Annotated in this window: 28 protein-coding genes and 2 pseudogenes; 18 read left to right on the top strand and 12 right to left on the bottom strand. The window is 73.6% G+C overall.

What is annotated here, in order from left to right; genetic code table 11:
- Positions 1–62: 62 nt before the first annotated feature.
- From ABZS66_RS40165 to ABZS66_RS40155, 3 genes are all read left to right on the top strand, one after another.
- Positions 63–638 carry a DUF3592 domain-containing protein gene (locus ABZS66_RS40165; RefSeq protein WP_354767258.1) on the top strand — a complete coding sequence of 192 codons (576 nt, stop codon included), beginning with the start codon at positions 63–65 and terminating at the stop codon, positions 636–638.
- 145 nt (positions 639–783) lie between these two features.
- Complete coding sequence (locus ABZS66_RS40160) at positions 784–1,239, top strand: hypothetical protein (protein WP_354767256.1); 456 nt, start codon at positions 784–786, stop codon at positions 1,237–1,239.
- A complete protein-coding gene (locus tag ABZS66_RS40155) occupies positions 1,226–1,543 on the top strand; it encodes a transcriptional regulator (protein ID WP_354767254.1) in 318 nt (105 codons plus the stop codon). The genes ABZS66_RS40160 and ABZS66_RS40155 overlap by 14 nt, the downstream gene beginning before the upstream one ends.
- Positions 1,544–1,759: 216 nt before the next feature.
- On the opposite strand, the gene ABZS66_RS40150 is transcribed toward ABZS66_RS40155, so the two are convergent.
- The 4 genes from ABZS66_RS40150 to ABZS66_RS40135 all read right to left on the bottom strand — a co-directional run bounded on the left by ABZS66_RS40150 (position 1,760) and on the right by ABZS66_RS40135 (position 3,498).
- Positions 1,760–2,071 carry a type II toxin-antitoxin system PemK/MazF family toxin gene (locus ABZS66_RS40150; protein WP_354767252.1) on the bottom strand — a complete coding sequence of 104 codons (312 nt, stop codon included), beginning with the start codon at positions 2,069–2,071 and terminating at the stop codon, positions 1,760–1,762.
- Positions 2,061–2,291 (bottom strand): hypothetical protein, encoded by a 231-nt coding sequence (locus ABZS66_RS40145; RefSeq protein ID WP_354767250.1) that lies wholly within the window; start codon positions 2,289–2,291, stop codon positions 2,061–2,063. Before ABZS66_RS40145 ends, ABZS66_RS40150 begins: the two co-directional genes overlap by 11 nt.
- 64 nt (positions 2,292–2,355) lie before the next feature.
- A complete protein-coding gene (gene msrA, locus ABZS66_RS40140) occupies positions 2,356–3,021 on the bottom strand; it encodes a peptide-methionine (S)-S-oxide reductase MsrA (protein WP_354767248.1) in 666 nt (221 codons plus the stop codon).
- A gap of 60 nt (positions 3,022–3,081) precedes the next feature.
- The gene (locus tag ABZS66_RS40135) at positions 3,082–3,498 is read right to left on the bottom strand and encodes an HIT family protein (RefSeq protein WP_354767246.1); all 417 of its coding nucleotides are present in this window, start codon (positions 3,496–3,498) and stop codon (positions 3,082–3,084) included.
- A gap of 33 nt (positions 3,499–3,531) precedes the next feature.
- Here ABZS66_RS40135 and ABZS66_RS40130 point away from each other — a divergent pair, with 33 nt between their 5' ends.
- The 4 genes from ABZS66_RS40130 to ilvA are packed head-to-tail and all read left to right on the top strand — an operon-like array spanning position 3,532 to position 7,951.
- A complete protein-coding gene (locus ABZS66_RS40130; protein ID WP_354767244.1) occupies positions 3,532–4,674 on the top strand; it encodes a cystathionine gamma-synthase in 1,143 nt (380 codons plus the stop codon).
- A 39-nt stretch (positions 4,675–4,713) separates the two neighbouring features.
- On the top strand, positions 4,714–6,102 hold the full coding sequence (locus ABZS66_RS40125; protein WP_354767242.1) for an amidase family protein: 1,389 nt from the start codon (positions 4,714–4,716) through the stop codon (positions 6,100–6,102).
- A complete protein-coding gene (locus tag ABZS66_RS40120; RefSeq protein WP_354767240.1) occupies positions 6,099–6,731 on the top strand; it encodes a hypothetical protein in 633 nt (210 codons plus the stop codon). The genes ABZS66_RS40125 and ABZS66_RS40120 overlap by 4 nt, the downstream gene beginning before the upstream one ends.
- Positions 6,728–7,951, top strand: a complete 1,224-nt coding sequence (gene ilvA, locus ABZS66_RS40115; RefSeq protein ID WP_354767238.1) for a threonine ammonia-lyase — start codon at positions 6,728–6,730, stop codon at positions 7,949–7,951. The genes ABZS66_RS40120 and ilvA overlap by 4 nt, the downstream gene beginning before the upstream one ends.
- Before the next feature lie 72 nt (positions 7,952–8,023).
- On the opposite strand, the gene greA is transcribed toward ilvA, so the two are convergent.
- Both greA and ABZS66_RS40105 read right to left on the bottom strand, forming a co-directional pair.
- The gene (gene greA, locus ABZS66_RS40110) at positions 8,024–8,524 is read right to left on the bottom strand and encodes a transcription elongation factor GreA (RefSeq protein WP_354767236.1); all 501 of its coding nucleotides are present in this window, start codon (positions 8,522–8,524) and stop codon (positions 8,024–8,026) included.
- Between the two features lie 98 nt (positions 8,525–8,622).
- Entirely contained in the window at positions 8,623–9,039 is a 417-nt protein-coding gene (locus ABZS66_RS40105) for a DUF4307 domain-containing protein (RefSeq protein WP_354767234.1), read from the bottom strand.
- A gap of 101 nt (positions 9,040–9,140) precedes the next feature.
- Between ABZS66_RS40105 and mca the strand changes: the two genes are divergently transcribed.
- From mca to ABZS66_RS40085, 4 genes are all read left to right on the top strand, one after another.
- Entirely contained in the window at positions 9,141–10,004 is an 864-nt protein-coding gene (mca, locus tag ABZS66_RS40100) for a mycothiol conjugate amidase Mca (RefSeq protein WP_354767232.1), read from the top strand.
- A gap of 4 nt (positions 10,005–10,008) precedes the next feature.
- Positions 10,009–10,251 carry a hypothetical protein gene (locus ABZS66_RS40095; protein WP_354767230.1) on the top strand — a complete coding sequence of 81 codons (243 nt, stop codon included), beginning with the start codon at positions 10,009–10,011 and terminating at the stop codon, positions 10,249–10,251.
- 249 nt (positions 10,252–10,500) lie between these two features.
- A complete protein-coding gene (locus ABZS66_RS40090; protein WP_354767228.1) occupies positions 10,501–12,990 on the top strand; it encodes a bifunctional diguanylate cyclase/phosphodiesterase in 2,490 nt (829 codons plus the stop codon).
- Between the two features lie 95 nt (positions 12,991–13,085).
- Entirely contained in the window at positions 13,086–13,748 is a 663-nt protein-coding gene (locus ABZS66_RS40085; protein WP_354767226.1) for an ABC transporter permease, read from the top strand.
- Here ABZS66_RS40085 and ABZS66_RS40080 read toward each other — a convergent pair.
- Genes ABZS66_RS40080 through trpB form a run of 3 tightly spaced genes read right to left on the bottom strand, consistent with a single transcriptional unit; the run spans position 13,731 to position 16,352 of the window.
- Positions 13,731–14,483, bottom strand: a complete 753-nt coding sequence (locus ABZS66_RS40080; RefSeq protein ID WP_354767224.1) for a GntR family transcriptional regulator — start codon at positions 14,481–14,483, stop codon at positions 13,731–13,733. The genes ABZS66_RS40085 and ABZS66_RS40080 overlap by 18 nt on opposite strands.
- 13 nt (positions 14,484–14,496) lie before the next feature.
- The gene (trpA, locus tag ABZS66_RS40075; protein ID WP_354767222.1) at positions 14,497–15,210 is read right to left on the bottom strand and encodes a tryptophan synthase subunit alpha; all 714 of its coding nucleotides are present in this window, start codon (positions 15,208–15,210) and stop codon (positions 14,497–14,499) included.
- On the bottom strand, positions 15,207–16,352 hold the full coding sequence (trpB, locus tag ABZS66_RS40070) for a tryptophan synthase subunit beta (RefSeq protein WP_354767270.1): 1,146 nt from the start codon (positions 16,350–16,352) through the stop codon (positions 15,207–15,209). The genes trpA and trpB overlap by 4 nt, the downstream gene beginning before the upstream one ends.
- Before the next feature lie 152 nt (positions 16,353–16,504).
- Here trpB and ABZS66_RS40065 point away from each other — a divergent pair, with 152 nt between their 5' ends.
- The 6 genes from ABZS66_RS40065 (at position 16,505) to purE (ending at position 24,169) form a co-directional block, all read left to right on the top strand.
- Complete coding sequence (locus ABZS66_RS40065; protein ID WP_354767220.1) at positions 16,505–18,610, top strand: ATP-binding protein; 2,106 nt, start codon at positions 16,505–16,507, stop codon at positions 18,608–18,610.
- A gap of 179 nt (positions 18,611–18,789) precedes the next feature.
- Positions 18,790–19,776 carry a Fic family protein gene (locus tag ABZS66_RS40060; RefSeq protein ID WP_354767218.1) on the top strand — a complete coding sequence of 329 codons (987 nt, stop codon included), beginning with the start codon at positions 18,790–18,792 and terminating at the stop codon, positions 19,774–19,776.
- A gap of 64 nt (positions 19,777–19,840) precedes the next feature.
- A complete protein-coding gene (locus ABZS66_RS40055; RefSeq protein WP_354767216.1) occupies positions 19,841–21,808 on the top strand; it encodes a thioredoxin domain-containing protein in 1,968 nt (655 codons plus the stop codon).
- Between the two features lie 97 nt (positions 21,809–21,905).
- Complete coding sequence (locus tag ABZS66_RS40050) at positions 21,906–22,475, top strand: hypothetical protein (protein ID WP_354767214.1); 570 nt, start codon at positions 21,906–21,908, stop codon at positions 22,473–22,475.
- 66 nt (positions 22,476–22,541) lie between these two features.
- Positions 22,542–23,672 (top strand): 5-(carboxyamino)imidazole ribonucleotide synthase, encoded by a 1,131-nt coding sequence (locus ABZS66_RS40045; RefSeq protein WP_354767212.1) that lies wholly within the window; start codon positions 22,542–22,544, stop codon positions 23,670–23,672.
- On the top strand, positions 23,669–24,169 hold the full coding sequence (purE, locus tag ABZS66_RS40040) for a 5-(carboxyamino)imidazole ribonucleotide mutase (protein ID WP_354767210.1): 501 nt from the start codon (positions 23,669–23,671) through the stop codon (positions 24,167–24,169). Before ABZS66_RS40045 ends, purE begins: the two co-directional genes overlap by 4 nt.
- 25 nt (positions 24,170–24,194) lie before the next feature.
- Here the strand turns inward: purE and ABZS66_RS40035 are convergent, their stop codons facing one another.
- The 3 genes and pseudogenes from ABZS66_RS40035 to ABZS66_RS40025 all read right to left on the bottom strand — a co-directional run.
- Positions 24,195–24,437 carry a hypothetical protein gene (locus ABZS66_RS40035; RefSeq protein WP_354767208.1) on the bottom strand — a complete coding sequence of 81 codons (243 nt, stop codon included), beginning with the start codon at positions 24,435–24,437 and terminating at the stop codon, positions 24,195–24,197.
- Between the two features lie 23 nt (positions 24,438–24,460).
- On the bottom strand, positions 24,461–25,387 hold the full coding sequence (locus ABZS66_RS40030) for a transmembrane transport protein (protein ID WP_354767206.1): 927 nt from the start codon (positions 25,385–25,387) through the stop codon (positions 24,461–24,463).
- Positions 25,388–25,428: 41 nt separating this feature from the next.
- Positions 25,429–26,094, bottom strand: a pseudogene (locus ABZS66_RS40025) (ABC transporter ATP-binding protein); the annotation flags it as partial.
- A 118-nt stretch (positions 26,095–26,212) separates the two neighbouring features.
- Between ABZS66_RS40025 and ABZS66_RS40020 the strand changes: the two are divergent.
- Positions 26,213–26,413 (top strand): annotated as a pseudogene (locus ABZS66_RS40020) (hypothetical protein); the annotation flags it as partial.

Raw genomic sequence — 26,413 nt, 5'->3', positions numbered from 1 at the left:
TTACCCGGCCATCTACCGTGGTCGCTGACAACCCGAGGGCGACGTCTGCGGGGGAGGCTGGCATGGTCAAGCGGTACGGCCGGCGGCTGCGCGCAGCCCGGCCAGAGCCCACCGCGTCGCCCGGCCCGGCCCAGCCGAACCCGCGCGGCCGGTGGCGCCCCGGCTACTGGCTCCGGCACCCGGCCCTGGGCGTCGCGTTCTGCGCGCTGCTGGTGGCGACCATCGCGTACTGCGGCCTCGGCAACCTGCGCCACCGCAACGACATGCTGGACCGGGGCGAGCGGACGGTCGGGACCGTACGCGAACTACGCGACCGCCAGTCGTGGGCGTCGGTCACCTTCACCACCCGCGGCGGGGAGGAGATCACCACCTGGGTCGGCCACGCTCCCTGGAACGAGCCGGACGTCGGGGAGGAGGTCACGCTGCTCTACGACCCGCTCGACCCGGTCGGGTCCGTCTACCTGGCGGGCGACGAACCGAGCCTGCGTGACTCCCTCCTGCTGCTGGGCGCCGCCGTCGTACTGGCACCGGTCTTCGCCTGGCGGCTGCGCCACACCTGGCGACGGACCCGCGGCGAGGCGGAGGCCTGGCGCAACCGCGAGCCGGTGCCCCGCCTCCTGACCCGCCGACCGCGCTAGTTCACCGTCCGAGCGCCGCGGCGACGTGTCCCGGGGCGCCGTAGCCGCCCGGGTTCTCGAGGTGCTGCTAGTGATCTTCCACCGTCAACGCTTCCCGAAGTGACATGTAGTTGTCACATTGGCAAGTAGATGTCACCCTGGCAACATGCCCGAGGACATCTCCCGCGACGAGGCCTGGTCTGCGCTGGAGCAGGCGGCCGAGTCCCGTCGGCGCATTCTCGCCGTGCAGGCACGTTGGGTCGTGGTCGCCAAGCTCGTCGTGGCGGCGCTGTTCGCGGCGGTGACGCTCACCTGGGGTTTCGTGGGGCCGTTGGTGTTGCGTACGGTTCTGGTCTTCATCGTGATGGCGCTCATTCCGCTGTGGGCCCTGTTCTGGGGCAGGGTCGACCGCACGCGGTCGCGCGCCGACCGGTCACCGCGGCGTCAGTGGGAGGGTTACGTGGCGGCGGCTCTGTTCGGGGTGCTGGTCGTCGCCGGCGACGCGGTGGAGGTGAACGGCCGGGACATGGCGGGGCGTCCGGCCTACTGGATTCCGGCGGCGGTGCTGGTCTCCGCCCCGTTCCTCATCTCCGCCTGGCGGGACCGGCGTGGCGACGCATAAACATCCCCGGCGCGACCTCGACGAGCTGCTGACCAACCCGATCCGACTCTCCATCGTGGCCGCCCTTTCAGGGGTCGAGCGGGCCGAGTTCGCGCTGATCCGCGACGCCGTCGAAATCACCGACGCGGCGCTGTCGAAGCAGGTCGCCCTCCTGGAGCAGGCCGGCTACCTCAGCGTCGACAAGGGGAGGGTCGGCCGCCGCCCGCGCACGTGGTTGCGGCTGACCGATGCAGGGCGCGCGGCCTATGGAGCGCACCTGCGGGCACTGCGCGCCATCGCCGGCGACTCGCCCTTCTCCGGCTGAGCCCGATCGAACCCGGCGACCGGGGCCACGCAGTCCAGCAGGACTGGCGGCCACAGAGTTCCGGCAGGTCAGGTGGCGTTTGGCATGGTTGTGACGCCGACGGGGCAGGTCATGCCGTTCGGGCCGTGGTTGCAGTAGCCGCCCGGGTTCTTCGCGTCCGAGAGGTGCTGCTGGTGGTGGTCCTGACGTCCATGTCACAACATGGGCGCCGCGGAGTCAGAGATGGAGGACGAGACGTAGCGCGTCGTCGACTGCGGACATCTCCTGGTGCGAAAGGTGACCGACAAGCTGGCCGAGTCGTTCGGGCTGGACGGCCGCGGTCTGCTCGGCGAGCACATATGTGGATTTGCCCTGAACCTCGATCTCCGGCCGGAAACTGGTTGGCCGGGCACTGGTGGAGGTCGGTGCGACGAGCCACGTCGACAGTGGCAGCAGGTCGGACTGGACCACGACGGCGTATCGGTTGCCGCGTTGCTGGTGGCCGCGCGTGTCCCGGGGCGCCTTGAGTTCGTAGACGTCACCACGCACGGAGTGACTCCATGTCTGCCAGCACGGCTCGTGCCTCGGCGACATCGTCCGTGTCCGCTGCAACGGCTTCCGCCTCGGCGCGGATCTGCTCGTCGCGGCGGGCGCGCCACGCGGCAAGGATCGCGTCACGAATGACCTGCGAACGGTCGCGGTCGCCGGATGCCAGCTCGGCCAGCGCCCGATCGACGTCGTCATCCGTCCGGAATGTAATCGTCGACATAAGACAAAGTGTAATACGGCGGAACGGCCACCGTCGAGGTGGCGATGGCCGTTCGTCGAACGGATCAGGCGGGCAGGGTGCCGACGCCGATGGGGCAGGTCATCCCGTTCGGGCCGTGGTTGCAGTAGCCGCCCGGGTTCTTCGCGTCCGAGAGGTACTGCTGGTGATAGTCCTCCGCGTAGTAGAACGGGCCCGCCTCGGCGATCTCCGTGGTGATCTCGCCGCGGCCCGTCGCGCGGACCACCGGGGCGAACAGGTCGCGGGACGACGCCGCCGCCTCGGCCTGGGCCGGGGTCGTCGTGTAGATCGTCGAGCGGTACTGGGTGCCCACGTCGTTGCCCTGGCGCATGCCCTGGGTCGGGTCGTGGTTCTCCCAGAACGCCTTCAACAGCTGCTCGAACGATACCTTCGCCGGGTCGTACACCACCTGGACCGCCTCGGTGTGGCCGGTCATGCCCGAGCACACCTCCTCGTAGGTCGGGTTGGTCGTGATGCCGCCCTGGTAGCCCACCGAGGTCGAGTACACGCCGGGGATGCGCCAGAAGATGCGCTCGGCGCCCCAGAAACATCCCATCCCGAAGTACGCCACCTCGAGGCCCGCCGGCCACGGGCCGCGCAGCGGGGTGCCCAGGACCGTGTGCTTCGCGGCGACGGGCATCTCGACGTCGCGGCCCGGCAGTGCGGTCGAAGGGGTCGGCAGGTCCAGCTGCTTCTTGTACCGCAGAAACACGCGATCAGCTCCTTCAAGCCTTGATGGACTCAAGTCTGCCGCGCCGCGCGCCGAACCGCCTTAAGAAGGTATTACGGCTGCGATCTTCGATGCGTACGCCGCGGCTTCCTCGTCGGACTCGTACTTGCCGCGTGGCCAGAAGAAGCCGCGCAGCCCGTCGCCCTTGGTCCGGGGCACGACGTGCGTGTGCAGGTGCGGCACGCTCTGCGACACCTTGTTGTTGATCGCCACGAACGTGCCGCCCGCCGAGAGGCCCGTCTCCACCGCCCCCGCCAATGTCCGAACAAATCCGAAATATTCGCCAAGATCGGCAACCGGCAGATCGGTCAGCGTCACGATGTGCGCGCGGGGGGCCACCAGTACGTGACCCTTGAAGACCGGACGGATGTCCAGGAACGCGACAGCAGACGACGAGGACGCCACGACGAAGGCGGGCGCGGAACCCGACGCGATCGCACAGAACAGACAGTCCGCCACACCCGCCAGCCTAAACGCCACTAGGGTCGTCCCATGACCCACGGCTTCGAGACACTCGCCATCCACGCCGGACAGGAGCCGGATCCGGCTACGGGCGCGGTGGTCCCCCCGATCTTCCAGACCAGCACATATGCGCAGGACGCCGTCGGCAGCCCGCGCCAGGGGTACGAGTACAGCCGCACCGCCAACCCGACCCGCGACGCGCTCCAGGAGTGCCTCGCCGCGCTGGAGGGCGGCCGCCGCGCCCTCGCCTTCGCGTCCGGACTGGCCGCCGAGGACACCCTGCTGCGCACGATCTGCCGGCCGGGCGACCACGTGGTGATCCCCGACGACGCCTACGGCGGCACCTACCGGCTGTTCGCGCGCGTCGCGCAGCGCTGGGGCCTCGACTTCACCCCGGCCTCGATCCACAGCGTCGACTCGGTGCGCGCCGCGATCACCGACCGCACGAAGATCGTGTGGCTGGAGACGCCGACCAACCCGCTGCTCGGCATCGCCGACATCGCCGCGCTGGCCCAGCTGGCCCACGACCGCGGCGCGCTGCTCGTGGTCGACAACACGTTCGCCTCGCCGTACCTCCAGCAGCCCCTGCACCTGGGCGCGGACCTGGTCGTGCACAGCACCACGAAGTACATCGGCGGCCACTCCGACGTCGTGGGCGGGGCCCTCGTCGGCACCGACGAGGAGCTGATGCAGGAGCTCGCGTACCACCAGAACGCCATGGGCGCGATCGCCGGCCCGTTCGACGCGTGGCTGACCCTGCGGGGGATCAAGACGCTCGGCGTGCGGATGGACCGGCACTGCGACAACGCGGAGAAGGTGGTCGAGTTCCTGCTGCGGCACAAGGCGGTCGGGCAGGTGCTGTACCCCGGGCTGCCGGAGCACCACGGGCACGAGATCGCCGCCAAGCAGATGAAGCGGTACGGCGGGATGGTCTCCTTCCGCGCCGCCGGCGGGGAGGAGGCGGCGGTCGAGATCTGCAACCGGGCCGGGCTCTTCGTGCTCGGCGAGTCGCTCGGCGGCGTCGAGTCGCTCATCGAGCACCCCGGCCGGATGACGCACGCGAGCGCGGCCGGCAGCCCGCTGGAGGTGCCGGGCGACCTGGTCCGTCTGTCCGTCGGCATCGAGACGATCGACGACCTTCTCGCCGATCTGGAGCAGGCGCTCGCTCGTTGACACAATGAACCGCCGCCGGATCGGAAAGGTGTTCCCCCCATGCTGCACCGCTCCACGACCTGGGTAGGCGCCACCGCCAAGGAGATCGCCCGCGCCGTGCGGCGCGGTGACACCTCCGCGACCGAGGTCGTGGCCGACCACCTCGACTCGATCCGGGCGTACGACCGCATCGTCGGCGCGTTCCGCGAGGTGCGCGCCGTCTCGGCCGTCGCCGAGGCCGAGACGGTGGACGAGCAGCCCGGGCTCGGCAACCTGGCGCTCGCCGGGGTGCCGATCGCGGTGAAGGAGAACACCCCGGTCGCCGGGCTGCCCACGTGGAACGGCTCGGCGGCCGCCCGGCAGCCGGTCGCCGAGCAGGACCACGAGGTCGTGCGCAGGCTGCGCGGCGCGGGCGCGATCGTGGTCGGCGTGACCCGGATGCCGGAGCTCGGCATCTGGGCCACCACCGACGACGCCGACGGCATCACCCGCAACCCCTGGCGCACGGACCGGACGCCGGGCGGGTCGAGCGGCGGCTCGGCGGCCGCCGTCGCCGCCGGGCTGGTGCCGATCGCCCACGGCAACGACGGGCTCGGGTCGGTGCGGATCCCCGCCGCCTGCTGCGGGCTCGTCGGGCTGAAGCCGGGGCGGGGCAGCGTGCCGGCGGGGATCGGGACGAACGACTGGTACGGGATGACCGAGAACGGGATCCTCGCCACCACCGTCGCCGATGCGCATCTTGGATATTCGGTACTGGCCGGCAGTACGACACCGTCATTGAGCCCTCCGGGGGCACTGCGGGTGGCAGTGTCCCTGCGCAGCCCGGTGACCGGCGTGTTCCCCGACGTGGGCGCGCGCCAGGGGCTGAGCGACGCGGTCCGGCTCCTGGTCGCGGAGGGGCACGGCGCCGTTCGGGCCGACCCGGTGTACCCGCCGGCGCTGGCGGCCCGGGTGCTGGCCACCTGGTTCGCCGGGGTCCACCTCGACACCGCCGGGCTCGACGGCGGGCGCCTCCAGCCGCGCACCCGCCGGCACGCGGCGCTCGGCGAGCGGGCCCTCGCCCGGGGCCTGGTCCGCGACGCCGACCGGGCCGCCTGGCGCGAGCGCTGCCAGAACTGGTTCGCCGAGGGCCGCTACGACGTGCTGGTCACGCCGGCGCTGGCCACCGCGCCGCCCGCCGCGGGGCGCTGGTCGGCCCGGTCGTGGGCGGCGAACCTGCTGGCCAACACCCGCTACGCGCCGTATGCGGCGCCGTGGAACTTCGCCGGCTTCCCCGGACTCGTGGTCCCGGTCGGGGTCCGGCCCGACGGCCTGCCGGTCGCCGTGCAGCTCGTCGGCCCGCCCGGCGCGGAGCTGCTGCTGCTCGGGCTGGCCGGCCAGATCGAGCAGCGGGCACCCTGGCGGCGGCACGCGCCGGGCTGGCCGCGGATGGCGGCCCGCCGGACGTGACGCAGGTCCGGGCCATCGCGCACTGGGCGACCGCCGCCATGCTGGCCGTGGCGGCGGCCGCGCTGGCCAACCTGGCGCTCGCGTTCGCGCCGCTGGCCGACGTCTGGGCCGCGCACCGGCCCGGCGCCGAGCCGGCCGCGCTGGCCGGCACCGTGCGGATCGTCATCGGCCTCGCGCTCGCCGCCAGCCTCACGGCGGCGGCCGTGGCGGCCTGGGGCTGGCACGCCCGGGCCCGGGCCAACCTGGTCGCGTTCGGCGTCAGCGACCGCCGGGTGACCACCGGCAGCGTCGGGCGGGTGCCCCGCCTGCGCCGCTCCATGGTTGTGCTGACCTGGGTCTTCCGCGGCCTCGCGCTCGCCGGGGCGGTGGCGACCGTGCTGGGCGTGCTGAGCGGGCTCGACAACGCCGGCGAGATCGGCCACGTGCGCCACCTGGCCGCGGCCGGCGAGCCGGTGGACCGGGCGCTCGTCGCCCACCTCTTCGGCCGCCAGCTGGTCCTGCGGCTGCCGGGGGCGGCCCTGCTCGTGGGCGCGGCGGGCGCCGCCGTGTTGCTGATCGCCCGCACGACGAGCGCACAGTACGGCCGCATCGCACGCCTGCGGGTGGCGGGTGGCACGATCAGGGCATGACCGTCCCCTCGGAGCTCGTGACGCTCGCCGAGATCCAAGCGGCAAGGGAACTGCTGGCAGGCGTGACCCGCCTGACCCCGGTGGAGCCCTGCCGGCCACTGACCGCCAAGCTGTCCGGTCCCGCGTGGCTCAAGTGCGAGAACCTCCAGCGCGCGGGATCCTTCAAGGTCCGCGGCGCCTACGTGCGGATCGCCCGGCTGAGCCCGGAGGAGCGCCGCCGGGGCGTCGTCGCCGCCAGCGCCGGCAACCACGCCCAGGGGGTCGCGCTCGCGGCCGGCCTGCTCGGCATCCGCTCCACCGTGTTCATGCCGGTCGGCGCGCCGCTGCCGAAGATCGCCGCGACCAAGGGCTACGGGGCGCGGGTCGAGTTCGCCGGCGCGACCGTCGACGAGTCCCTGGAGGCCGCCCACGAGTTCGCCGAGCGCACGGGCGCGGTGCTGATCCACCCGTTCGACCATCCCGACATCATCGCCGGGCAGGGCACGCTGGGCCTGGAGATCCTGGAACAGGTGCCCGACGTGCGGACGATCGTCACCGGCATGGGCGGTGGCGGGCTCATCTCCGGCCTGGCCGTGGCCGTCAAGGCCGTCCGGCCCGACGTGCGGATCGTCGGCGTGCAGGCCGCCGGCGCCGCGTCGTTCCCGCGGTCGCTGCGCGCGGGCCGCCCGGTGCGGCTGGAGTCGGTCGCCACGATCGCCGACGGCATCGCGGTCGGCCGCCCCGGCGACCTGACCTTCGCGCACGTCGGCAAGCTCGTCGACGACGTCGTCACGGTCACCGACGAGGACATCTCCCGCGCGCTGCTCATGCTGCTGGAGCGGGGCAAGACGGTGGTCGAGCCGGCCGGCAGCGTCGGCGTCGCCGCCCTGCTCGCCGGGGCGGTCGAGGCCGAGACCCCGGCGGTCGCCGTGCTGTCCGGCGGCAACATCGACCCGATGCTCATGCTGCGGGTGATCGAGCACGGCCTCGCCGCGGCCGGCCGCTACCTGGCCTTCACCGTGCGCTGCGGCGACCGGCCGGGCCATCTGGCCAAGCTCCTGTCGTACATCGCCGAGCAGGGCGCCAACGTCGTCGACGTGGCCCACCGCCGCCAGGACTCCCGGCTCCAGCTCGGCGAGGTCGAGATCGGCCTGTCGGTCGAGACCCGCGGTGCCGAGCACTCCGACCGGCTGGTGCACGCCCTGCGCTCGGCCGGGTACACGGTGACCTTCGGCGTGTAGCGGGACCTCCGGGCTCCGGACATGGCAGGGCGCCCGCGGCCACGCCGCGGGCGCCCTCTCGCGCTATGCAGGTCAGCCCGCGAAGGGCTCGAACGAGATCACCTTCACCTTGATCTCGGCGCCGCTCGGCGCCGTGTACTTCACCGCGTCGCCCTTCTGGGCGCCGAGGATCGCCTTGCCCAGGGCGGACTCCGGGCTGTAGACGGTCAGGTCGGTCGTCGCGGCGATCTCACGCGAGCCGAGCAGGAACGTCTCGGTGTCGTCCTCGTCGTCGTCGAACTGGATCGTGACGACGGTGCCGGGGGCCACCGCGTTGGACGTCGGTGCGTCGCCGACGACGGCCTTCCGGAGGAACTCCTTGAGGTACAGGATGCGCCCCTCGGCCTTGCCCTGCTCCTCGCGGGCGGCGTGGTATCCGCCGTTCTCGCGCAGGTCGCCCTCTTCGCGGCGTGCGTTGATCTCGGCGGCTATCGCCGGACGGTTGGCGATGAGCTCGTCCAGCTCGGCCTGCAACCGGTCATAGGCGTCCTGCGACAGCCAGGTGGTGGCCTGTCCGCCGTCGGTGGTCGACACTGAAGATCTCCTTACGGGCACGCTCGGTCAAACCACCAAAGTACCAGTGACTCGTGTCACCACGGCTACGTGAATTCCGTGTGGCGTTCTCCGGAGCGTCATCTGGAGCGCAGTGGCCCGCAGGCCGGCACCTCCACAGTAACCGGCCGGTCGCTGGTGGCCAGCCGGTAGGAGACCACCGGCTCGGCGCCCTTCGGCACGTCGACCTCGGCCAGCCCGACCTCCTCGCCGCTCGCCGAGCGGGCCCGCACCCGGCAGGTCGCCGCCTTGTCGGAGTCCTTGCGGACCACGAAGTCGACGCTGATGCCGTCGTCGGTGACGTTGTAGAAGCGCTGGACCTGCGGCTCGTACTCCTGCGGCCCGTACTGCTGGTAGAGCCGCCAGACGATCGCACCGCCCGCGACCAGGGCCACCGCCGCGAGGCAGGCCACGACCCAGCGCCGGCGCGGCTGCGGTTCGCGGCGGCGGCCGTAGCGTCCGGGCGGGTACTTGGCTGTGGTGTGCGTCTCGGTCACGGGAAGGCGTCCTCGTCGTTTTGTCGGAGGTACCGACCACAATAGGGTCGTTAGCCGGGGCGCCCCGCGCGCGGGGTTGGACGCACACCTTGAGGAGAGCCGTGGCCGAGCAGCTGCGATTGATGGCGGTGCACGCACATCCGGACGACGAATCGAGCAAGGGCGCCGCCGCGACGGCGAAATACGCGGCCGACGGCGTCGATGTGCTCGTCGTCACATGCACCGGCGGGGAGCGCGGCAGCGTGCTCAACCCGAAGCTCGACCGGCCCGAGGTCTGGGAGAACATCGCCACCATCCGGCGGGCCGAGATGGACCGGGCCCGGGAGATCCTCGGTGTGCGGCAGGACTGGCTCGGCTTCGTCGACTCGGGCTACCCCGAGGGTGACCCCCTGCCGCCGCTGCCCGAGGGCTGCTTCGGCCTGATGGACCCGGACGAGGCGGCGGCGCCGCTGGTCAGGCTGATCCGCAGCTTCAAGCCGCACGTCATCACGACGTATGACGAGGAGGGTGGCTACCCGCACCCCGACCACGTCATGACCCACAAGATCAGCATGGTGGCGTTCGACGCGGCCGGCGACGCGAGCCGCTATCCGGAGGCCGGCGAGCCGTGGCAGCCGCAGAAGCTCTACTACAACATGGGCTGGTCCCGGAAGCGCATGATGGCGCTGCACGAGGCGATGCTGGAGGCCACCGGCGAGTCGCCCTACACGGAGTGGATCAAGGAATGGGACGACCGGCGGGACGTCACCGACCGGGTCACCACGCGGGTGCCGTGCGGCGAGTTCTTCGAGATCCGCGACGACGCCCTGCGCGCCCACGCCACCCAGGTCGACCCCGACGGCTTCTGGTTCGCCGTCCCACTGCCGATCCAGCAGAAGGTGTGGCCGACCGAGGACTACGAGCTGGTCAAGTCGCTGGTCGAGACACGGCAGCCGGAAGACGATCTCTTCACGGGCGTAAGGTGAAGTCATGGTGTTCGCACTGGACGTCCTCGCCGAGAACAACTTCGGCGACACCAGGTCGGGTGGGCTGGCCGGGCCGATGGGCCTGCTCATCATCGTGCTCCTGGCGATCGCCACGGTGCTGCTGATCCGCAACATGACGGCGCGGATCCGCCGCCTGCCCGCCGAGTTCCCCGACCAGCGCGCCGACGCGGGCCGGGATGCCGGCCCGGGCAGGCCCACAGACGAGGACAAATCGACGGGCGTCTGACAAAAACACCCGTTGACCTGAGGCAGAAACGCATCACCGACCACTGTTGTGCCTTTCTTCCGTGCTTTAGCCTGCACGGAGTGCGCGTTCCTTTCGCCGGGCGCGCCTCCCTGAAAGAGCAGGGAAGGGGGGCCGGAAGGTGGACGCGCAGGAGCGTTCCGAGACGAACCCCCAAGACGAGGTCCGCGGCCACGCTGCGTGTCGGCCGGAATACCTAGCGTCATTGGCGCCGGTCGATACGGTGCAGTGATGAGACCGCTTCCGGCGCGCTTCACCGCCGCCGTCGCGATCGCCGCCGCCCTCTGTGCGGCCGCCGCGACGGTCGTCGCCGGCGGCTTCGCCGGTGGTCCGTTGGATCAGTTCGCCGTCGGCCCGGCCGACCGGTCGCTGCTCTGGGCCGGCCTCGCCGGCCTCGGCGTGGTCGTGCTCGCCCAGCTGGCCCGCCTGCGGGTCCGGGCCGGTGAGGGCCACGCGCGGCTGGCCTGGGGCGAGGCGGCCATCGTCGTCCTCTGCGTCAACCTGCCGCCCGCCCTCGTGCCGTTCGCCGTGCTGGCCGGCGTCGGGGTCGCGCACACCGTGCTGCACCTGGTCGACGCCCGCGGCGGGCGCCGCCGGACGCTGCGTGACCTGCTCTTCAGCGTCTCGGCGCTGACCGTCGCCGGCTCCTGCTCGGTGGCCGCGGTGACGGCGATCCAGCCGGTGTACGACCGGCCGCTGACCCCGCGGGCCATCGGGGCCCTGTGCGCGGGCGCCGTCGTCTACTACCTGATCGCGATCCTGCTGGTGTCGCTGCACGTCTCGGCGGTGCGGGGCGGCACGCTGCGGGCCACGTTCGCCGCGATGCTCAGCAGCAAGCTGCTCATGGTGATCGGCAACGTCGTCGCCGGGCTCGTCATCGTGTGGGCCTGCGCGACCAACGCGCTCCTGCTGCTGCTCCTGCCGCCGGTCCTCTGGCTGCTGCACCAGTTCTACGCCAACCGGCTCCGCGAGGACGACGACCGCCGCACCTGGCACGACTTCGCCGAGGCCACCAGCGACCTCAACCGCCTCGACGGGCGCGACGCCGCCGAGTCCGGGGTCGCCGGCGCCAAGCGGCTGTTCGGCGCGTCCGCCGCCCGCGTGGTGCTGGCCGGCGGCGGGGCCTACGGCGACGCGGTCGACGAGCCGGCGGTGACCCGCGCGCTCGTCGTCGGCGGGGCGACGGTGGGCGAGCTGCGCCTCGCCGGCGTGCCGCAGCTGCGCTCGCGCGACCACATGCTCGCCGCCTACGGCGACGCCCTCGCCGCCGCGCTGCACGACGCGATCACCCAGGACGCGCTGCGGTCGATGAGCGAGCGGACCACGTACGACGCGGTCCATGACCCGCTGACCGGCCTCTACAACCGCGTCGCCCTGCTCACCCGGGGCAACGCGCAGCTCGCGCGGCGGTCGCCCGGCGACCCGGTCGCCCTGGTGCTGCTCGACATCAACGACTTCAAAGAGGTCAACAACGCGCTGGGCCACACCGCCGGCGACGAGGTGCTCAAGGTCATCGCCCGGCGGGTCGCCGACGCCGGCTCCGCGGGCGACCTGCTGGCCAGGCTCGGCGGCGACGAGTTCGCGGTGCTCGTCACCGACCTCGCGGCCGGCGGCGCCGACCTCGCCCTCGCCGCCGCGGTCGAGCGGGCCCGCAAGCTCGGCGCCCAGATCGCCGCCCCGATGCGCATCGACGGGGTCGCGCTGTCGAAGGAGCCGTCGATCGGCGTGGTCGTCGCGGCGGCCGGCGACGTCGACCTCACCGAGCTGCTGCGCCGCGCCGACATCGCGATGTACCAGGCCAAGCACGGCGGCCAGCCGGTGGCCTGGTACGACCCGGCGCGCGACGACGCCAGCACCGACCGGCTGGCCCTGCTCGCCGAGCTGCGCGAGGCCCTCGCCGCCGGCGAGCAGCTGAGCCTGGAGCTGCAGCCCGCCGTCGCGCTCGGGCCGCCGCTCGGGCCGGCGCTCGGGCCCGCCAAGCACGCCCGCGGCAAGGAGCCCGGCGGCGAGATCACCAGCGTCGAGGCCCTGCTGCGCTGGCAGCACCCGCGCCGCGGCCGGCTCGCGCCCGGGCAGTTCCTGCCGGTCGTGGAGGCGAGCGAGCTGATCGGCCCGCTGACCCACTGGGTGCTCGACCGCGCGCTCGGCCTGGCCGCCGGCTGGCGCCGCGCGGGCCTGGCGGTGCCGGTGGCCGTCAACATCTCGGCGCGGAGCCTGGCCGAGCGGCAGCTGCCGGAGACGATCGACGAGCTGCTCTCGCGGTACCGCCTGCCCGCCGAACTGCTGATCCTGGAGATCACCGAGACCGTCATGCTGTCCAGCTCGCCGGTCATCGACGACGTGCTGGCCCGGATCCGCCGGCTGGGCGTGCAGCTGGCGGTGGACGACTTCGGCACCGGCTACTCGTCGTTCACGGTGCTGACCCGCCTGCCCGTGCAGGAGGTGAAGATCGACCGGGAGTTCGTCGCGCAGATGTCCGACCTGCCGAAGGCGGAGGCCATCGTGCGGGCGACGGTCGACCGCGCCCGCGGGCTCGGCCTGCGCGTGGTCGCCGAGGGCGTGGAGCACCCGGAGCAGCGCAGCGCCCTCGCCGAGCTGGGCTGCACCGCCGCGCAGGGCTTCCTGTTCCACCCGCCGATGTCGCCGGACCGGCTCGTCGCCGTGCTGCGTGAGCGCCGCCAGGTCCAGCGCCGCCACCTGCGCGCCGAGGGCACCGGCTAGGCGCCGATCGCGGGAGGGTGGGGGCGGGAAATCACCCCCCGCGTCGGCGGTTCGGTGCGCGGCGCGAACGCCGCGGCTGCGTAGCGTCAGCAGGCATGAGTGGACGGCGGTGGGTTGTCCTCACCCTGGGCTTCGCGGTCGCCACGGTCGGCGCGTTCGCCGTGCTCGACCGCTTCGGCGGCACCGACCGCTTCGCCGAGCTGCCCGGCGACGCCGACGTCCGGCTCCGCGGCAGCTTCACCCCGGCCCAGGTCACGGCGCTGGCCGGGCTGCCCCAGGCGGCGGCCGCCGAGTGCGCCACGACGCTGTACGGCGTGACGGTCTACGGGGCGCCCGAGGTGCTGAGCGAGACGGCGGTCATCACCGCGGTGCAGAGCCCGTCGCTGCGCCGCGCCACGGTCCGCCAGGGCCAGTACCCGGCGGCCGACGCGCAGGTCCTCGTCGACGCGCAGACCGCGCAGCGGCACGGCATCCCGATCGGCCGCCGCCTCACCCTCCAGCGGGCCGGCCACAGCGTGCCGGCCACGGTCGTCGGGGTCGCCGACCGCCCGGCCGACCTCGCCGCCGGCGCCTCGGCGGCCGTCCTCGCACTCCCGGCGGGCGGCGTGTCCCGGCTCGACGGGGGCGCACCGTGCGACGAGGTCGCGGTCCAGCTGCGCCGCCGCAGCGAGGCGACGGCGTTCCAGAAGGCGGCCCGGGGTGTGCTCGGCGCCGACCCGGGCGTGACCTACGACGAGTCGCTACGCGGGCACGTCTGAGGTGCCGGACTCCGCGGCGCCCCAGGTCATGGACAGGCCGGTGGCCGCCCGCTCGGCCCGGATCTCCATCGCGTCGCCCAGGATCACCGCCCGGTCGGCGACCACGGCGGTGCCGTCGAGCGCGTAGGTGACCCGGTCGCTGACGAAGACCGGGGTGCCGGCGGGCCTGCCGAGGTACCGGACCAGCGAGGAGGGCAGCACGTCGGGCCGGATGGTCTCCGTGGCGCGCGCCACCGACACGCCGGCGTCGGCCAGGGCGGTGTAGAGGGGCACGCGGCCGAAGTCGGCGTCGAGCAGGCCCGGCACCAGCCGCACCCACGACACCTGGTGCACCGACGGGCGGCCGGCGAACTCCCGGACCCGCTCCAGGCGCAGCGCCGGGTCCCCGAGGTCGCCCGGCGGCGTCCCGGTCGCCCGCGCGACGACCGTCGTGCGGACCTCGTGGCCCTGCTCGCGCAGGTCGTCGGCGAGGCTGCGCAGGGAGCCCAGCCGGTAGGCGAGGTGGGGCGGCGACACGAACGTGCCCCGCCCCGCCTGCTGCACGATGAGCCCCTCGTCGCTGAGCTGCCGCAGGGCCTGCCGCAGCGTCATGAGCGTGACGCCGTAGGCGCTGCTCAGCTCGCGCTGGGCCGGCAGGGCACTGCCCGGCGCGTACGCACCGGAGTGGATCTTCGCGGCGAGGTCGGCGGCGATCGCGCGATACCTGGGCCCCGGAGGCTCGGTCTCGCGCGGCATCGCTCACCCTCCGTCAGTCACCGTCGATGGCCTTCCGCATGGTCCCCACATAGGCGCCAAGCTCGGCGGGGCCGGCGCCGTCGAGCAGCCGGCGCATGATCGCGGCACCGATCACGACGCCGTCGGCCACCCGGGCGGCCTCCGCCGCCTGCGCGGGGGTGGAGATGCCGAATCCTAGCAACACAGGCAGCTCGGTCCGGGCCTTCAGCCGCGCGGCCAGCTCGGCGGCGGCCGGGCTCAGCGTGTCCCGCTCGCCGGTCGTGCCCATGACCGAGACCGCGTACACGAAGCCGCGGCTGCGCCGGCCGATCTCCGCCAGCCGCGCGTCCGGCGTGACCGGCGCGGCGAGCAGGGCCAGCTCGATGCCGGCCGCGGCCGCGTCGGCCGCCAGCTCGGCGCACTCCTCCAGCGGCAGGTCGGGCACGATGAGCCCGGTGAAGCCGGCGTCGGCGAGCCGCGCGCAGAAGCCGGGGCGGCAGGCGAGGTTGGCATAGGTACTGGCGACGAGCGGCACGCCGGCCGGCGCGGCCTTGAGCACGCCGTCCAGCGTCGCGCCCCGGCGCAGCGCCGTCGCCGTCGCCTCCTGGATGGTCGCGCCGTCCAGCGTCGGCTCGGAGAACGGCAGGCCCACCTCGACCAGGTCGGCGCCCGCGTCGGCGAACGCCCGGACGTGGTCGGCCCAGCCGGCGCTCACCCCGCCCGTGACGTACGGCATCAGCGTCTTCACAGCAGCTCCCGCAGCGCCGAGATGTCCTTGTCGCCACGGCCCGACAGGGTCAGCAGCACCGTCGAGCCGGCCGGGAGCTCGCCGCGCAGGATCCAGGCCAGCGCGTGCGCCGACTCCAGCGCCGCGACGATCCCCTCGGTACGGGCGAGCCGCACGACGGCCTCGAGCACCTCGGCGTCGGACACGGTGACGTACCGCGCCCGCCCGAGATCGCGCAGGTGGACGTGCTCCGGCCCGATGCCCGGGTAGTCGAGCCCGGCCGCGATCGAGTGCGCCTCGGCGACCTGGCCGTCGTCGTCCTGGAGGAACATCGACCGCACGCCGTGCAGGATGCCGGGGGAGCCGTCGGTGGCGCCGGCGCCGCCCTCCGCCTCGACCCCGACGAGCTGCGCGCCCGTGTCGACGAAGCCGGCGAACGTCCCGGCCGCGTTGGAGCCGCCGCCGACGCACGCGACGACGTAGTCGGGCACGGCCGCCGGCAGCTCGGTCGCGCACTGGCGGCGGGCCTCGTCGCCGATGACGCGCTGGAACTCGCGGACCATCCAGGGGTACGGGCTGGGGCCGAGGACGGAGCCCATGCAGTACATCGCCTCGTCCGCGACGCCGACCCAGTGGCGCATCGCCTCGCTGGTGGCGTCCTTGAGCGTGCGGCTGCCGGTGCGGACCGGCACCACCTCGGCGCCGAGCATCCGCATGCGGAACACGTTGAGCGCCTGCCGCTCGACGTCCCGTTCGCCCATGAACACGGTGGCCCGCAGCCCGAACAGCGCGGCCGCGGTCGCGGTGGCCACGCCGTGCTGCCCGGCTCCGGTCTCGGCGACGAGCGCGGTGCGGCCCATCCGCTTGGCCAGCAGGGCCTGCCCGAGCACGTTGTTGATCTTGTGGGAGCCGGTGTGGGCCAGGTCCTCCCGCTTGAGCAGCAGGGTGACGCCCAGCTCGGCGGAGAGGCGGAGTGCGGGGGTGAGCGGGGTCGGGCGGCCGACGTACGTGGCCAGCAGCCCGGCGAGCTGGTTGCGGAACGCCGGATCGGCCCAGGCGTCGCGGAACGCCTCCTCGATCTCGCGGCACGCGCCGACCAGCGACTCCGGCACATAGCGCCCGCCGTACTCGCCGAAGCGGCCGAGGGGCCCCGGGTCGCCCATCAGGCCGCGGGTGCGGCCCGTGCGCAGCGGCGCATGGCGGGGCCGGATGAGGAGCTCACCCATGATCACGCCTCCACAGTTCTAGAACAGTTGACTGTTCTAGAACTGTTGCACGCCCTCCTGCGGGCGTCAAGCGGACATAAACTCTGGAGGTGCTTCGGGTGTACCTCGGTGTCGCACCGGGCGTCGGCACGACGGTCAAGATGCTGGAAGAGGAGCGGCGCCGGCGTGCCCGTGCGGACGCCCGCGGCGACTCGCTGAACCTGGCGACCGTCGACGGGCTCGCCCGGAACTGGCGCGAGGTCGAACGGCTGCTCGACGCCGGCGTCACCGTCCTGAGCACGCTCGACATGCCGGATGTGCCCTCGGTGCCCGACGCCGTGCTGCGCCGGGCCGAGCAGATCGAGCTGGTCGACGACGAGAGCGTCGCCCCCGAGCTGCGCGAGCGGGCCATGCTGTGGCTCGCCGACCGGGTCGACGAGCGGCTCGCCGACTACCGCGGCCCGTCCTGGGAGGTGCGGGAGAAGGTCGTCGTCGCGCTCACCGGCGGAGCCGAGGGCGACACGCTGGTGCGGCGGGCCTCGCGGATCGCCGCCCGCGGCCGGGGCGCCGACCTGCTGGCCGTCCACGTCGTGCGGGCCGACGGGCTGGCCGAGCCGGACCCGGCCCACCTGAGCCGCCAGCGGCTGCTGGTCGAGGAGCTCGGCGGCAGCTATCACCAGGTCGTCGGGAACGACGTCGCCGCGGCCCTGCTCGACTTCGCCCGCGGCGTGAACGCCACCCAGCTCGTGCTCGGCGCCAGCCGCCGCGGCCGGGTGTTGTCGCGCGGCGTCGGCGCCGCGACCATCGCCGGCTCCGGCCCGATCGACGTCCACCTGGTGACCCACGAACAGGCCCGCCGCGGCCGCCGCGGGCGCGGCCTGACGGCCCGCCGCCGGCTGTCCGGCCTGGCGCTCGTGGTGTGCGGCCTGCCCGCCCTCACCGCCGGCCTGCTGTGGGCCGATCTCTCGCTGCCGACCGACATCCTGGCGTTCCTGGTGCTGACGGTCGCGGTCGCGCTCGTCGGCGGCCTGGTCCCGGCCCTGCTCGCCGCCGTCGCCGCGTTCCTGCTGCTGAACTACTACTTCACCCCGCCGACCCACCGCCTCACCATCGCCGACCGGGAGAACCTGTTCGCCCTGTCGGCGTTCGTGCTGGTCGCGGCGGCCGTCGCGACGGTCGTCGACCTGGCCGCCCGCCGCACCCGAGAGGCCGCCGCCGCCAGCGCCGAGGCCCGGACCCTGTCCACCCTGGCCGGCAGCGTCCTGCACGGCGACCGCCCGCTGCCGGCGCTGCTGGAGCGGGTCCGCGAGTCATTCGCCCTGTCCGGCGCCGCCCTGCTGCTCGACGGCCGCGTGGTGGTCTCGGCCGGCGCGCTGGACGGCGTGCCGACGCCGGTCGTGGCCGACGCTTCGGTACGCCTGGAGCTGTACGGCCACCCGCTGCGCCCCGAGGACCGCCGGTTGATCGAGGCGTTCGCCGCCCACGCCGCCATCGCGCTGCGCCAGGAGCACCTGGCGGCCCAGGCCGCGGAGGCCGCGGCGCTGGCCGAGGTGGACAAGCTCCGCACCGCCCTGCTGTCGGCGGTGAGCCACGACCTGCGCACCCCGCTGGCCGCCGCGAAGGCCGCGGTGGGCAGCCTGCGCAGCCCCGACGTCTCCTTCTCGCCGGCGGACCGGGAGGAGCTGCTGGCCACGTCGGAGGAGTCGCTCGACAAGCTCACCCGCCTGGTGACGAACCTGCTGGACATGTCACGGTTGCAGGCGGGAGCGCTGGCCCTGTCGCTCGAGCCGGTGGACGTCCTGGACGCCGTGACGCTGGCCGGCGCCGACCTGCCCGGAGCGCTCCGCCTGGACGTCCCGGACGACCTCCCCCCGGTCTCGGCCGACCCGGCCCTGCTGGACCGCATCCTGGCCAACCTCCTGGAGAACGCCGTCCGCCACACCCCGCCGGACGGGCAGGTGACGGTGGCGGCCCTGACGGTGGTCGACACGGTGCAGGTCCACGTGATCGACCACGGCCCGGGCGTCCGGCCGGCCGACCTCGACCGCATCTTCCAGCCGTTCCAACGCCTGGGCGACCGCGACAACACGACGGGCGTGGGCCTGGGCCTGGCGCTGTCCCGCGGCCTGGCCGAGGCGATGGGCGGCACCCTGACCCCGCACGAAACCCACGGCGGCGGCCTGACCATGACCCTCACCCTGCCCAAGATGCCTTGATGCTACGATCGTTGTAGCATTAAGGCGTGTTGTACGCCGCTCCTGCCCTTGATGACGATGACCGCCGGGTTCTGTCGGAGATCGACGTCTTTTACTCCGATTTCGCTCGGGCTACGGGGGGGAGTGCCACGCGTGAGTGGCTCGGCGAGGTTCGCAAGCGGTTCGTGGCCGGCGCCATCATGGGTTCGAACAGCATCGAGGGCTACACCGTCGAGCTGAGCACCGCCGCCGCGATCGTCACCGGGGCGGCTGTCCCGGCGTCGGTTCCCGAGGAGTCCCGGGAGGCGGTGACCGGCTACCGCGACGCGCTGACCTGGGTGCTGCAGACGCCCGAGATGGACTTCTTCGCGCACAGCGAGATGGTCCTGTCCGCGCTGCACTTCATGATGCTGCGGTTCTGGCGGGACAAGTCCCCGGGCCGCTACCGCCGCGGCGGCATCGTGGTGACCGGCCGCGACCCGCTGCAGCCGGTGTACGTCGGGCCGCCGGCCGAGGCCGTGCCGGGCCTGATGACCGAGCTGGTGACCTGGTTGGAGCGGGGCGACCCGGAGGCCCACCCGCTGGTCCGGGCCGCCATGGCCCACCTCAACCTGGTCGCCGTCCACCCCTGGCGCGACGGCAACGGCCGGATGGCGCGGTGCCTGCAGACATTGGTGATCGCGCGGGCCGGCCGGACCTATCCGGAGTTCTGCTCCATCGAGGAGTGGCTCGGCTTCGAGATCAACACCCTGGAGTACTACCAGGCGTTGCGCGAGGTCCAGCAGGGCTCGTACAAGCCGGAGCGTGACGCGCACTCATGGGTGCGGTTCTGCCTGCGCGCCCACCACCAACAGGCGCAGCTGGTCGACCGGCGACTCCGGCTCGGGGCGGCGGTCTGGACGGTGGCCGAGCACCTGGCGGCGCGGTTCGGGCTCGGCGATCGCACCGTGTCGGCCCTCTATGCGGCGGCCAGCGGCCAGTTGCGCCGGGAGACCTACCAGGAGGACGAGGGCATCTCCCGCGACCAGGCGATCCGCGACATCCGCCGGTTGGAGCAGCAGGGACTCGTCGCCGCGACCGGCTACGGCCAGACCCTTGCCTACGTGGCGGCCGGCGCGCTGCGGGAGGCCGCCGACGCCGAGGCGGCGACGCTGGTCGGTCCGGCGGTGGACCCGTACCAGCAGTGATCCGACGAAGCCGCCCGCCGAGCCGCCGGCGTCCGGCCGCGCGGTCGCGTGAGAGGGTTGAGGCATGGCCAATCGCCTTGCCGACGCGACCTCGCCCTACCTGCTGCAGCACAAGGACAACCCCGTCGACTGGTGGCCCTGGTCGCCCGAGGCGTTCGAGGAGGCCCGGCGGCGGGACGTGCCGGTGCTCATCTCGGTCGGGTACGCCGCCTGTCACTGGTGCCACGTCATGGCGCACGAGTCGTTCGAGCACGACGGGGTCGCGCGGGTGGTCAACGAGCTCACGGTGCCGATCAAGGTGGACCGCGAGGAGCGGCCCGACGTCGACGCCGTCTACATGACCGCCACCCAGGCCATGACCGGGCAGGGCGGCTGGCCGATGACCGTGTTCGCGACGCCGGACGGCGAACCGTTCTACTGTGGCACCTACTTCCACCGCGACGCGTTCCTGCGGCTGGTCCAGGCCGTGTCCGAGGCCTGGCAGGGGCAGCGGGACGCGGTACAGCGGCAGAGCGCCGCGGTCGTCGAGGCCATCCGGAAGGTGGCCGAGCGGCCGCCGGCCGGGCCCATGACCGGCGCCGTCCTCGACCGCGCCGCCGAGACCCTGCTCAAGGACTACGACGCCGAGCACGGCGGGTTCGGCGGGGCGCCGAAGTTCCCGCCGCACATGTCGTTGCTCTTCCTCCTGCGGTACTTCCAGAGGACCCGCCGGCAGGAGGTGCTCGACGCCGTCACGTACACCTGCGAGCGCATGGCCCGGGGCGGGATCTACGACCAGCTGGCCGGGGGCTTCGCCCGCTACGCCGTCGACGGCACGTGGACCGTGCCGCACTTCGAGAAGATGCTCTACGACAACGCGCTCCTGCTGCGCGTGTACACGCAGCTGGACCGCATCGCCGGCAACGACACCGCGCGCCGGGTCGCGCAGGAGACGGCGCAGTTCCTGGAGCGCGACCTGTACGACGGCCACGGCTTCATCTCCGCGCTCGACGCCGACACCGACGGCGTCGAGGGCCTCACCTACGTCTGGACGCCGGAGCAGATCGACGAGGTGGTCGGCGAGATCGACGGGGCGTGGGCGCGGTACCTCCTGGAAGTGACGCCGGACGGCACCTTCGAGCACGGCAGCTCCGTCCTGCAGCTGCCGGAGAACCCGCAGAACGTCGAGCGCTGGCACGGCATCAGGCAGCGTCTCCTCGACGCCCGCGACCGGCGGCCCCAGCCGGCCCGCGACGGCAAGGTCGTCGCCGCCTGGAACGGGCTGGCGATCACCGCGCTCGTCGAGTACGGCAAGGTCTACGCCCGGCCCGAGGCGGTCGAGCGGGCGGTCGAGGTCGCCCGGTTCCTGGCCGGGACGCACCTGGTCGACGGCCGGCTGCGCCGCGTCTCGCGCGACGGCGTCGTCGGCGCGCCCGCCGGGGTGCTGGAGGACTACGGCGCGGTGGCCGAGGCGTTCTGCGCCGTGCACCAGGCGACCGGCGACGGGCGCTGGCTCGACCTCGCCAGGCAGCTCCTCGACGTCGCCCTGGCGCACTTCCGCGACGAGGGCGGCGGCTTCTTCGACACCGCCGACGACGCCGAGGCGCTCGTCGCCCGCCCGGCCGACATCACCGACAACGCGACCCCGGCGGGGCTGTCGGCGATCGCCGCGGCCCTGGTGGCGTACGGCGCGCTGACCGCCGACCCCGCCTACCGCGAGGCCGGCGAGCAGGCCCTGGCCACGGTCGCGGCGGTGGCCGCCACCCACGGCCGGTTCACCGGCTACGCCTGCGCCGTCGGCGAGGCGCTGCAGTCCGGCCCGTTCGAGATCGCGATCGCGACGCCGGCGGCCGAGGACCCGCTGGTGACGGCCGCCTGGTGGCACGCGCCGCCCGGCGCGGTGGTCGTCGCCGGCGAGCCGGACCGCCCCGGCGTCCCGCTGCTGGAGGGCCGGGCGCTGCGCGAGGGCCGGCCCACGGCGTACGTCTGCCGCGGCTTCGTCTGCGACGCGCCGGTCACCGAGCTCGAGGACCTCGTCGCCAAGCTCGCCTGACGCGCGTTCCACTCACAGCGAACGCCGGGTCCCTTGGCGACCCTTTGCAAGGGTGTAATGGTGTAATCAGAGCACCGTCTGCAAAGGGGTAATGACCATGATGATGCGCCGAGGAGACGTACCGTGGGGCCGTGGCGGCGGTCCCCGCAGCGAGCCCCCGCCCGCCGACGACGCGCCGGCCTGGATCGGCGGCGCCCTGCCGGACGCCTGGTTCCAGGGCCCGGCCGACGTGACCGTCGACCGTGACGAGATCCTGATCGTCGGCCGGCTGCACCCGCCGCAGGTCGCCGCCGACGCCACCGACGCCGACCGGGCGGCCGCCGAGCAGGGCCGGATCGCCGGCTTCCGGGAGACGACCCGCGACCAGCGGATCGGCATCGCACAGCAGCTCGAGCGGCGGTACCGCAGAAAGGTCTCCTGGGGTGTCCTCGTCGGCGACACCCGGGAGCTGTTCACCACCCACTCGGCGCCGGTGATGACCCGCCTGCGCCAGAGCGAGCGCCAGGTGCTCGACACGCTCGTCGACTCCGGCGTCGCGAGGTCCCGCTCGGAGGCGCTGGCCTGGTGCGTGGCCCTCGTCGGGCAGCACGCCGACACGTGGCTGACCGAGCTCCGCGAGGCCATGCAGTCGGTCGACGAGCTGCGCCGCCGCGGTCCGGCGGTGTGATCCGGGCCGCGGGCAACACGGGCAGTCCGGTGGGTGACGGGCCGGGAACGCTAGGCTGACCAGCCTATGGACGCACGGACTGGACTGCCCGTCGTGGGCATGGTGGGCGGCGGGCAGCTCGCCCGGATGACCCATCAGGCGGCGATCGCCCTCGGCCAATCACTGCGGGTGCTCGCGGTCGCGCCCGACGACGGGGCGGCCCTCGTGGCGGCCGACGTGGTGATCGGGCGGCACGACGACGTCGACGCGGTCCGGGAGTTCGCCAAGGGCTGCGACGTCGTCACGTTCGACCACGAGCACGTGCCCGGCGACCTCATCCGCACCCTCGCCGCCGAGGGGTTCACGCTGCTGCCCGGTGCGGACGCGCTGCGGTACGCCCAGAACAAGCGCGAGATGCGGGAGCACCTCGGCGCGCTGGGCCTCCCGGTGCCCCGCTGGACCGCCGCCGACCTGGGCGCCTTCGGCGACGAGGTGGGCTGGCCGATCATCGTGAAGACGGCCACCGGCGGGTACGACGGCCGCGGCGTCTTCGTCGCCCGGTCGCTCGCCGACGTGCCGCCCGGCGTCGAGGTCATCGGCGAGGAGCTGGTGCCGATCGCGCGCGAGCTCGCCGCCGTGGTGGCCCGCTCGCCGCTCGGCCAGGTCGCCGCGTACCCGGTGGTCGAGACCGTCCAGCAGGACGGCATCTGCGTCGAGGTCCTCGCCCCGGCACCGGGCCTGGACGACGACCGCGCGATCGAGGCGCAGCGGCTCGCCATCGACATCGCCACCCGGCTGGGCGTCGTCGGGGTGCTCGCCGTCGAGCTGTTCGAGACGACCGACGGCCGCATCCTCGTCAACGAGCTGGCGATGCGCCCGCACAACTCCGCCCACTGGACGATCGAGGGCGCCCGCACGTCCCAGTTCGAGCAGCACCTGCGCGCCGTCCTGGACTACCCGATGGGCGACACCGGCCTCACCGCCCCGGCGGTCGTGATGGTCAACGTCCTGGGCGGCGAGCCGGGCGGCATGTCGATCGACGAGCGCCTCCACCATCTCTTCGCGGAGGAGCCGTCCGCCAAGGTCCACCTGTACGGCAAGCAGGTCCGTCCCGGCCGCAAGATCGGCCACGTGACGGTCCTGGGCGACGACCTGGAAGACTGCCGCAGGCGCGCCCGGCGGGCCGCACGGATCCTCGAAGAGGGGTACCAGCATTGACCGACGTCGGCATCATCATGGGCAGCGACTCGGACTGGCCGGTCATGCGGCTGGCGGCCGAGGCGCTGGACGAGTTCGAGGTGGCGCATGAGGTACGGGTGGTGTCCGCGCACCGCACGCCCCACCTCATGCTCGACTACGCGGGCGAGGCGGTGGCCCGCGGCCTGAAGGTCATCATCGCCGGCGCGGGCGGCGCCGCCCACCTGCCGGGCATGGTCGCCTCCGCCACCCCGCTGCCGGTCATCGGCGTGCCGGTCCCGCTGAAGTACCTGGACGGCATGGACTCCCTGCTCTCGATCGTCCAGATGCCGGCGGGCGTCCCGGTGGCCACGGTCTCGATCGCCGGCGCCCGCAACGCGGGCCTGCTGGCGGTCCGCATCCTGGCCGCTTCGGACCCGGCGCTGCTGGCGAGGATGCGCGACTTCCAGGAGTCCCTGCGGGCCCTGGTGGCGGAGAAGGACGCGGCCCTGACCGAGTCGCTGACGACCCGCCCCTGACGGCGTGCCGCGGCGGCCGGCAGCGTCACGTCGCGCTGTCGCGGCCGGCCGCCGCGTCGATCTCCCGGAGGGCGTCCGCCGTGGGCAGGGACTCGCGGGCCGTGCCCAGCGCCGCGTGCCCGGCGCAGAACCACACCGCGTTGGACGGGTGGCCCACCCAGCCCTCCGGCGTCGTCAGGTGGCCGCCGAAGTGGACCAGGACGAAGCGCTCGTCCGGTGGCGCGGTGTGCAGGTCCAGGCCGCAGACGTAGCAATGAGGTGGCATCACGCCCGCGAGTCTGCCAACCCGCGTCACGCCCGGCGGATCCGCCACCGGGACAGCAGGGCCAGCAGGGCGGCGGCGGTGAGGTACAGCAGCGACTCCAGGCCCTGGAAGCGCCAGTAGCGGTCGGCGGGAAAGTAGTCCGCCGAGACGTGCAGGTCGAGGGCCTCCAGGCACTCGCCCACCGTCTCCGGGGTGCGCAGGACGCAGGAGTCGTAGCGGTCCTGGTCCACGCGGCGGCCGTCGGGCGCCAGCAGCTTGCTGGTGCGGACCACCCAGCCGCCGTGCACCCGCAGGCCCTCGATGTCCGCGTCGCTGCTCAGGAACCGCAGCTCCCGGACCACCGCCGCGGTCACCGGCTGGGAGGCCGTCACCGGGGTGCCCAGGTGGGGGCGCACCGCGAGCGGCACGGCGACCTGGACCGCCGTGAACAGTACGAACGTCAGCGCCATCGCCGGCAGGGTGCGGCGCAGCAGCAGGCCCAGCGTGGCGCCGAGGAGCACGGCGAAGGCCGCGTACGCCGCCGGAGCCAGGTTGCGCGTGCCGAACAGCAGCGCGCTGAAGCGGTCGCCGGCGACCGTGTCGTACGGCGCCGCGGCCCACGTGAGCAGCGCGCTCAACAGGCCGGTCGCGAGCACCGCCGCGCCCGTCACCACGAGCAGCTTGACGGCCAGCCAGCGGCGGCGGGACACGCTCTGCGCCCACACGAACCGGTGCGTGCCCGTCTCCAGCTCCCGCGCGACGAGCGGCGCGCCCCAGAACATCCCGGCGAGCCCCGGCACGATGATCACGAGGGCATCGAGGAGATACAGCTTGCTCTGGTACCGCATGAGGCCGCCCGCGTCCGTGTCCCGGATGCGCAGGCCCAGCACCACCAGGTACGCGGCGACGACCAGCAGGGCGGCCCCCGCCACGAGCGCCTGCGTGCGGAACTGCCGCCAGCTCAGCCAGGTCATCGCAGCACCGCCAGGACCAGCTCCTCCAGCGTCGCCGAGCCGTGGCCGGCCAGCAGGTCGGCGACGTCGCCGGCGAGCCGGACGCGGGCGCCGGACAGCACGATCAGGTGGTCGCAGGCGCGCTCGATGTCGGGCAGCAGGTGCGACGACAGGATCGCGGTCGCGCCCGCCTCGCGCACCGACCCGACCAGGTGGCGCAGGAAGCCGTCGCGGGCCAGCGGGTCGAGGGCGGCCGCCGGCTCGTCGAGCACGAGCAGCTCGGGCCGCTTGGCCGCGGCGATCGTCAGGGCGAGCTGGGCCCGCTGGCCGCCGGAGAGCCGGCCGGCCTTCTGCCCGGGTGGCAGGCCCGCCTGCTCGACCCGGCGCCGGGCGAGCGCGGCGTCCCACCGGGGGTTGAGCCGGGCGCCGAGGCGCAGGTGTTCGGCGACGGTGAGTCCGGAGTACAGCGGGGTCTCCTGGGCGACGAACCCCACCCGCGACAGGGTGCCGGCGGGCCGCGCGCCGAGGACGGTGAGCCGGCCCGACGACGGCTCGATCAGGCCGCAGACCAGCTGCAGCAGCGTGGACTTGCCGGCGCCGTTGGGCCCGACGAGCCCGACGATGCGGCCGCGTGGAACGCGCAGGTCACAGCCGGTGAGTGCGGGGCGCCCACGGTACGACTTGGACAGGTTCTCGGCCAGGATGACCGGCTCGGTGTCGGATGGCATGCCGCCGATCCTGCGGGGGCGGGCCGGTCGCCGGCATCGGTCCGCGGCCGGGTTCAGGGGCCGGCCGACCGTACTTTTGACCGGTTCTGCGGCCCCGCCGGTCTCGTAGCCTGAGGGGGTGACCCTGCGCCGCACCGCCGAGGCCCTGGCCCTCGCCGCGGTCCAGGGCTTCTGCACGGTGGCGCTGCTGGGCAGCTGGGGCGGCCGCTACTGGGTGCCGGACGCGCTCGCGGGCGGCGCCGTCTGCGTGGCGGCGCTGCTGCGCAACGATGCGACGCGTCTGCGCCGACAGTCGCTCGCCGTGGCCTCCGGCGACGCC

Origin of the sequence: Dactylosporangium sp. NPDC005572 (genome assembly GCF_040605515.1) — a bacterium.
Lineage (GTDB): Bacteria > Actinomycetota > Actinomycetes > Mycobacteriales > Micromonosporaceae > Dactylosporangium.
The sequence above is the reverse complement of the archived record's forward strand: the minus strand, read 5'-3'. Positions and strand labels throughout refer to the sequence as shown.

What these genes read in the sequence shown, in the direction of transcription:
- ABZS66_RS40085 (WP_354767226.1), top strand. Translation starts at nt 13,086, where the DNA reads ATGAGTGGACGGCGGTGGGTTGTCCTCACCCTGGGCTTCGCGGTCGCC.
- ABZS66_RS40125 (WP_354767242.1), top strand. Translation starts at nt 4,714, where the DNA reads ATGCTGCACCGCTCCACGACCTGGGTAGGCGCCACCGCCAAGGAGATC.
- ABZS66_RS40145 (WP_354767250.1), bottom strand. Translation starts at nt 2,291, where the DNA reads ATGTCGACGATTACATTCCGGACGGATGACGACGTCGATCGGGCGCTG.
- ABZS66_RS40095 (WP_354767230.1), top strand. Translation starts at nt 10,009, where the DNA reads ATGGTGTTCGCACTGGACGTCCTCGCCGAGAACAACTTCGGCGACACC.
- trpB (WP_354767270.1), bottom strand. Translation starts at nt 16,352, where the DNA reads ATGGGCGACCCGGGGCCCCTCGGCCGCTTCGGCGAGTACGGCGGGCGC.
- ABZS66_RS40130 (WP_354767244.1), top strand. Translation starts at nt 3,532, where the DNA reads ATGACCCACGGCTTCGAGACACTCGCCATCCACGCCGGACAGGAGCCG.
- ABZS66_RS40050 (WP_354767214.1), top strand. Translation starts at nt 21,906, where the DNA reads ATGATGATGCGCCGAGGAGACGTACCGTGGGGCCGTGGCGGCGGTCCC.
- ABZS66_RS40045 (WP_354767212.1), top strand. Translation starts at nt 22,542, where the DNA reads ATGGACGCACGGACTGGACTGCCCGTCGTGGGCATGGTGGGCGGCGGG.
- ilvA (WP_354767238.1), top strand. Translation starts at nt 6,728, where the DNA reads ATGACCGTCCCCTCGGAGCTCGTGACGCTCGCCGAGATCCAAGCGGCA.
- ABZS66_RS40030 (WP_354767206.1), bottom strand. Translation starts at nt 25,387, where the DNA reads ATGACCTGGCTGAGCTGGCGGCAGTTCCGCACGCAGGCGCTCGTGGCG.
- ABZS66_RS40165 (WP_354767258.1), top strand. Translation starts at nt 63, where the DNA reads ATGGTCAAGCGGTACGGCCGGCGGCTGCGCGCAGCCCGGCCAGAGCCC.
- ABZS66_RS40060 (WP_354767218.1), top strand. Translation starts at nt 18,790, where the DNA reads ATGGGTTCGAACAGCATCGAGGGCTACACCGTCGAGCTGAGCACCGCC.
- ABZS66_RS40160 (WP_354767256.1), top strand. Translation starts at nt 784, where the DNA reads ATGCCCGAGGACATCTCCCGCGACGAGGCCTGGTCTGCGCTGGAGCAG.
- ABZS66_RS40080 (WP_354767224.1), bottom strand. Translation starts at nt 14,483, where the DNA reads ATGCCGCGCGAGACCGAGCCTCCGGGGCCCAGGTATCGCGCGATCGCC.
- ABZS66_RS40090 (WP_354767228.1), top strand. Translation starts at nt 10,501, where the DNA reads ATGAGACCGCTTCCGGCGCGCTTCACCGCCGCCGTCGCGATCGCCGCC.
- ABZS66_RS40055 (WP_354767216.1), top strand. Translation starts at nt 19,841, where the DNA reads ATGGCCAATCGCCTTGCCGACGCGACCTCGCCCTACCTGCTGCAGCAC.